The sequence below is a fragment of the Bradyrhizobium genosp. SA-3 genome (assembly GCF_004212635.1).
GTDB lineage: Bacteria > Pseudomonadota > Alphaproteobacteria > Rhizobiales > Xanthobacteraceae > Bradyrhizobium.
On sequence record NZ_PSRT01000108.1, the window covers coordinates 23,432 to 29,855 of the forward strand.

The 6,424-nt window shown below is 64.4% G+C and carries 5 protein-coding genes; 2 read left to right on the forward strand and 3 right to left on the reverse strand.

Annotated features, from left to right (window positions below; all coding sequences use genetic code 11):
* The first annotated feature begins 336 nt into the window (after window positions 1-336).
* On the forward strand, window positions 337-1,425 hold the full coding sequence (recA, locus tag CWO91_RS30565; RefSeq protein WP_130218952.1) for a recombinase RecA: 1,089 nt from the start codon (window positions 337-339) through the stop codon (window positions 1,423-1,425).
* Between the two features lie 105 nt (window positions 1,426-1,530).
* A complete protein-coding gene (locus CWO91_RS30570) occupies window positions 1,531-2,523 on the forward strand; it encodes a hypothetical protein (RefSeq protein WP_130218954.1) in 993 nt (330 codons plus the stop codon).
* Window positions 2,524-2,735: 212 nt separating this feature from the next.
* Here the strand turns inward: CWO91_RS30570 and gcvP are convergent, their stop codons facing one another.
* The 3 genes from gcvP to CWO91_RS30585 form a co-directional block, all read right to left on the reverse strand.
* Complete coding sequence (gcvP, locus tag CWO91_RS30575; RefSeq protein ID WP_165405833.1) at window positions 2,736-5,603, reverse strand: aminomethyl-transferring glycine dehydrogenase; 2,868 nt, start codon at window positions 5,601-5,603, stop codon at window positions 2,736-2,738.
* 181 nt (window positions 5,604-5,784) lie between these two features.
* On the reverse strand, window positions 5,785-6,153 hold the full coding sequence (gcvH, locus tag CWO91_RS30580; RefSeq protein WP_091889091.1) for a glycine cleavage system protein GcvH: 369 nt from the start codon (window positions 6,151-6,153) through the stop codon (window positions 5,785-5,787).
* Window positions 6,154-6,163: 10 nt separating this feature from the next.
* Window positions 6,164-6,424: glycine cleavage T C-terminal barrel domain-containing protein (locus CWO91_RS30585; protein ID WP_283811031.1), on the reverse strand; the 261-nt coding region annotated here is incomplete at its 5' end.

The following is a 6,424-nucleotide window of genomic DNA, read 5'->3' on the forward strand; positions in this document are numbered from 1 at the left end:
AGCGTTACATAACGTAGCATTCGAACAAGAGGTCAGGTGAAACGCAAATTAGGACAGTGCTACGAACAGTAGTTGCCCGGAATCCACTTGGCATCTGGACACCGGTACGGTGGCGCCCGCCGGGGCTGGAATTTCATCCCGAAACGAGATTGCAACCGGCAAGGGGTCGCTGAAGGGCGGCCCCTTTCGATTCAGGCACAAGCAGACGGGGGATTGGGACAGCGCAAAGAACATATTGCGAACCTAGAACAAATGGGGTACATTACTTTTATCGTCGGCCCGCCCTCTCAATCGTTTGTCCCCCTAGCGAATCCTCGTCATAAGGAGCACGACCCAATGTCCGCCACTGCCCTGCGTATCGTCGAAGGATCTTCCATGGACAAGAGTAAAGCCCTGGCTGCCGCGCTCTCTCAGATCGAGCGCCAGTTCGGCAAGGGCTCGGTGATGAAGCTCGGCAAGAACGATCGCTCCATGGACATCGAGGCGGTGTCCTCCGGCTCGCTCGGGCTCGATATCGCGCTCGGCATCGGCGGCCTGCCCAAGGGGCGCATCGTCGAGATCTACGGGCCGGAATCCTCGGGCAAAACCACGCTGGCGCTGCATACGGTGGCGGAAGCGCAGAAGAAGGGCGGCATCTGCGCCTTCATCGACGCCGAGCACGCGCTCGATCCGGTCTATGCCCGCAAGCTCGGGGTCAACATCGACGAGCTGCTGATCTCGCAGCCCGACACCGGCGAGCAGGCACTGGAGATCTGCGACACCTTGGTGCGCTCCGGCGCGGTCGACGTGATGGTGATCGATTCGGTCGCGGCGCTGGTGCCGAAGGCCGAGCTCGAGGGCGAGATGGGCGATGCGCTGCCAGGTCTGCAGGCTCGCCTGATGAGCCAGGCGCTGCGCAAGCTCACGGCCTCCATCAACAAGTCCAACACCATGGTGATCTTCATTAACCAGATCCGCATGAAGATCGGTGTGATGTACGGCTCGCCCGAGACCACCACCGGCGGCAACGCGCTAAAATTCTACGCCTCCGTCCGCCTCGACATCCGCCGCATCGGCGCGATCAAGGAGCGCGACGAAGTCGTCGGCAACACCACGCGCGTGAAGGTGGTGAAGAACAAGCTGGCGCCGCCCTTCAAGCAGGTCGAGTTCGACATCATGTATGGCGAGGGCGTCTCCAAGATGGGCGAGATCCTCGATCTCGGCGTCAAGGCCGGCATCGTCGAGAAGTCCGGCGCCTGGTTCTCCTATGACAGCCAGCGCCTCGGCCAGGGCCGCGAGAACGCCAAGGCGTTCTTGAAGGGCAACCCCGACATCACCGCCAAGATCGAGACCTCGATCCGCCAGAACTCCGGCCTGATCGCCGAGCAGATTCTCGCCGGCACCCCGGAGCGCGACGCCGACGGCGAGGAGCCGGCGGAGGAGTAAGCCTTAAAGCAGTTGAGTTTTCGCGAGGAGCGGGCGCTGAGGACGTTGAGTTGCCGACGTCGTCAGTGCCCGTTTCGTTTTGCGTGAGGGCGGGGCGTCGGGGCTATGAAGCGTGTGATCTTGACCAGTTCGTCCGGCGTTGGTCTCACCTATGCCGGTCGTGCTGACATGGTCGTCCCCTTGATCTTTCGGTTCGTTTGGGGGCCACTGCCTACGTCGCATCACCTCGAGGATTACCTCACGGGAGGCTACTACAGAGGCGATCCGGAAGTGCGGTGGTCCGATCTTGTGGGCCGGTTGCCTCAGACCGGTCTCGCGCACAAGGAGACTGGCCTGGTTTGGTTTTGCGAGACCTATGGTGTCGATCTCATCGAGCTGTGGTTCGACCCTGAGCCTAACAGTCAATTGCAATTGATCTGGATCCTCGACTATTTGCGGTCCCATCCATCGATCACCGATCGTCTGAGATTGCGACGTGTCAATTTCGATCTACGCGAAGCGGACGGCTCGCAGCTTCGCGATCGTACGGTGCGGGAATCGGAGGTCGCGGACGGCGACTTCGAGATAGCCAACATGGCCTGGGAGGCCTATCGGGCGCAGACGCCTGAACTTTGCTTCGGGCTACTGGGGAGGGATTTGCCTAGGCTGCCCTTCCTGAAGCCGGCCCTGGAAGCATTGCTGGCAGAACTGCCGGCGCCGACGACGGGGCTGGGGGCGACCGAGACGCGGCTTCTCGAACGCATCGCGGCAGGACACAATCGGACCGATGAGTTGTTTCGGCCGGGCGCGCTCGGGACACGCGTGTTCGATCAGTGGGAGTTGAGCCCATTGCTCGAAGGGCTCGCATTCGGCCCGGCACCCGCGGTCACTGGGCCGGACGGCAAGCTGGCGACACTCGATCCGGACAATGCGCGAAGTCGCAACGCCGCCTTTCGCCGGAGCCGGCTGTCGCTGACAGAATTTGGGCAAGCGGTCCTTGAAGGCCGGGAGGATTTCCGCCGCTACAACCCGATTCGGCGCTGGTGGGGCGGTACGCTTCTCACCAATGAACGATTGTGGCGCTGGGATACGCGGAGCCGCTCGCTGGTCGAACCCTAAAGCGCGATGAGTTGAGATTTGATCACCGCAACGACAGAGGTGCACTCCCTCTCCCGCCTGCGGGAGAGGTAAAACGAGCCGCAGGTGCCGTAGGGTGAGCAAATGCGGGCAAGCGCCTGGCCCATTATATTTCAACGCGCACAAAGGTGGTGGGCACGCTTCGCCTTCGCTCTCTCGAGCTACGGCGGAGCTTTGCCCACCCTACGAAGCCGCTACTCTGCCGCCTCCGCGTAATCGCTCACCGGCGGGCAGGAGCACACAAGGTTACGATCGCCATAGACGTTGTCGACGCGCCCGACCGGGCTCCAATATTTGTCAGTGCGCGAGACGCCGTCGGGGAAGCAGCCTTCGGCGCGGGTATAGGCGCGATTCCACGCATCGTCGGCGATGTCGTGCACGGTGTGCGGGGCATTGCGCAGCGGCGAGGCCGCGATCTCAAAGCGTCCGGCCTCGACCTCGGCGATCTCCTTCCGGATCGCGATCATGGCGTCGCAGAACCGGTCCAGCTCGGCCTTCGATTCCGACTCGGTCGGCTCGATCATCAGCGTGCCCGGCACCGGGAAGCTCATGGTCGGCGCGTGGAAGCCGTAATCGATCAGGCGTTTTGCGATGTCGTCCACCGTGACGCCCGACGTCGTCTTCAGCGGACGGGGATCGACGATGCACTCATGGGCGACACGGCCCTTGGCGTTCTTGTAGAGCACCGGGAAATGCGGATCGAGGCGTGCTGCGATGTAATTGGCGTTCAGGATCGCGATCTCGGTCGCACGCTTCAACCCTTCACCGCCCATCATCAAGATGTAGATGTAGGAGATGGTGAGGATCGAGGCCGAGCCGAACGGCGCGGCCGAGACCGGGCCGACCGGGGCGTCCGCCTTTGTTGCGGGATGGCCGGGGAGGAAGGGTGCGAGATGCGCTCTTACGCCGATCGGGCCCATGCCGGGGCCGCCGCCGCCATGCGGGATGCAGAAGGTCTTGTGTAGGTTGAGGTGGCTGACGTCGGCGCCGTAATCGCCGGGCCGGGACAGGCCGACCTGCGCGTTGAGGTTGGCGCCGTCGAGATACACCTGGCCGCCGTGGCCATGCACGATGTCGCAGATCTCGCTTATGTGCTCCTCGAACACGCCATGCGTCGAGGGATAGGTGATCATGACGGCGGCGAGATCGCTCGAATGCTTCTCCGCCTTGGCGCGGAGATCATTGACGTCGACGTCGCCATTCTTCTCGCAGGCGACCACCACCACCTCCATGCCAACCATCGCGGCCGAGGCCGGGTTGGTGCCGTGGGCGGAGGAGGGGATCAGGCAGATCTTGCGCTGGCTCTGTCCGCGCGCGGCATGATAGGCACGGATCGCGAGCAGGCCGGCATATTCGCCCTGCGCGCCCGAATTCGGCTGCAGCGAGATCGCGTCATAGCCGGTGATGTCGCACAACCACTTTTCCAGCAGCGCGAACAGCGCGTGATAGCCGGCGGCCTGCTCCCGCGGAGCGAACGGGTGCAGCGTCGCAAACTCCGGCCAGGTCAGCGGCATCATCTCGGTGGTCGCGTTCAGCTTCATGGTGCAGGAGCCGAGCGGAATCATCGCACGGTCGAGCGCGAGGTCGCGATCACTGAGCTTGCGCATGTAGCGCAGCATCTCGGTCTCCGAGCGATGCGCGTGGAACACTGGATGGGTGAGGAACGTGGTGGTGCGCTTCAACTCGTCCGGCAGCGCTTCGCGCGTCTCGGCGTCGATCTCGGCATAGGCGAGCATGCCGCCAAAGGCGCGCCAGACCGCTTCCACCGTCGCAGGCGTCGTGGTCTCGTCGAGCGCGATGCGCAGCGCCGTCTCACCGATTCCAAGATTGATCTTCTCGGCAGCCGCGCGCGCGACGATCTCGGCGCGCTTGGCGCCGGCATCGACGCAGAGCGTGTCGAAGAAGCTGTCCGACAACGGCGCAAAGCCGAGCTTGCGCAGGCCCGCGGCGAGCACCGCGGCGCGGCGGTGCACGTTGCGTGCGATCTGCGTCAGGCCCTCGGGGCCATGATAGACCGCATACATCGAGGCGATCACGGCGAGCAGCACCTGCGCGGTACAGATGTTGGAGGTCGCCTTCTCGCGGCGGATGTGCTGCTCGCGAGTCTGCAGCGCGAGCCGATAGGCCGGCATCCCGCGCGAATCCACGGAGAGACCGACGATGCGGCCGGGCAGCGAGCGCTTCAGCGCATCGCGCACCGCCATATAGGCCGCATGCGGTCCGCCATAGCCCATGGGAACGCCGAAGCGCTGCGCCGAGCCGATCGCGATGTCGGCACCTAGCTCGCCGGGCGAGGCCAGCAGCGTCAGCGCGAGCAGGTCGGCGGCAACGATCGCAAGTGCACCCTTGGCCTTCAGCGCCGCGATCGCGGGCCGCAAGTTCCGCACGGCGCCCGAAGAGCCCGGATATTGCAGCAGCGCACCAAGAACGTCACTCTTGTCGAGATCGGTGAGGGGATCGCCGACGATCAAATTCCAGCCCAGCGGCTCGGCGCGGGTGCGCATCACCGCGAGCGTCTGCGGATGCACGTCCCTGTCGACGAAGAAGGCTTTTGCCTTCACCTGCGAGTGCCGCTCGGCGAGCGCCATGGCTTCGGCCGCCGCGGTCGCCTCATCCAGCAGCGAGGCGTTGGCGACATCGAGCCCGGTGAGATCGCAGATCATGGTCTGGAAGTTGAGCAGCGCTTCCAGCCGGCCCTGGCTGATCTCGGGCTGGTAGGGCGTGTACGCCGTGTACCAGGCCGGGTTCTCCAAGATGTTGCGCTGGATCACCGCGGGCAGGATCGTGCCGGAGTAGCCTTGGCCGATCAGCGAGGTGAAGACCTGGTTCTGCCGCGCCAGCTCGGCCATATGCGCAATCGCCTCGGGCTCGCTCAACGGCTTGCCGAGATCGAGCGGGGCGGCCTGCCGGATCGAGGCCGGCAGCGTCTCCGCCATCAGCGCGTCGACGCTCTTGGCGCTGACGGCCTCGAGCATCGCGGTGACGTCGCCTGCCGAGGGGCCGATGTGGCGGCGAACGAAGCTTGAGGCGGCCTCACCATTGGATTTGCGGTGCGCGGTCATCATTGGATCCTCGCTCTAAATTTCGCTGTCATGCCCGCCTTGTGCGCACTTGCGCACTGGGGCGGGGCATCCAGTAAACGCAGGCGTCACGGCTTGAACCGAGACGCTGCGGCGTACTGGATCGTCCGCCTTCGCGGACGATGACAGTGAGTGTGTTGTGACGGCTTGGGTCTGCTTCATCTCACGCCGTATGTGCCTTGTACGCAGCTTCATCCATGAGGCCGCCGAGCTCGCTTTTGTCGGCGATCTTGATCTTGAAGAACCAGGCCGCGCCTTGCGCATCCGAGTTCACCAGCGCCGGCTCGGCGGCGAGTGCGGGGTTGATCTCAAGCACTTCGCCCGAGACCGGGGCGTAGACGTCGGAGGCGGCCTTGACGGATTCCACGACGGCGGCAGCTTCCGCCTTCTTCAGCACGCGGCCGAGCTTGGGCAGTTCGACGAACACGACGTCGCCGAGCTGCTGCTGCGCGTAGTCGGTGATGCCGACGGTGGCGACATCGCCCTCGATGGCGAGCCATTCATGGTCGGAGGTGTACAGCGTCGTGGTCATTGTCGAATCCTCAGCGTTTGTAGGTGTTTTTGACGAAGGGCATGGCGGCGACCTGCAAGGGCAGTCGCTGGCCGCGCACTTCGGCGAACAACTTGGTGCCGAGCGCGCTCGATGCGGTGGGGACGTAGCCCATCGCCACTGGCGCGTTCAGGCTCGGGCCGAAGCCGCCCGATGTGACCTTTCCGATCGGCTCGCCCGCCGTCGCATCCGCAAACAGCAGCGCACCCTCGCGCACCGGCGCCCGCCCCTCGGCACGCAGGCCGACGCGGCG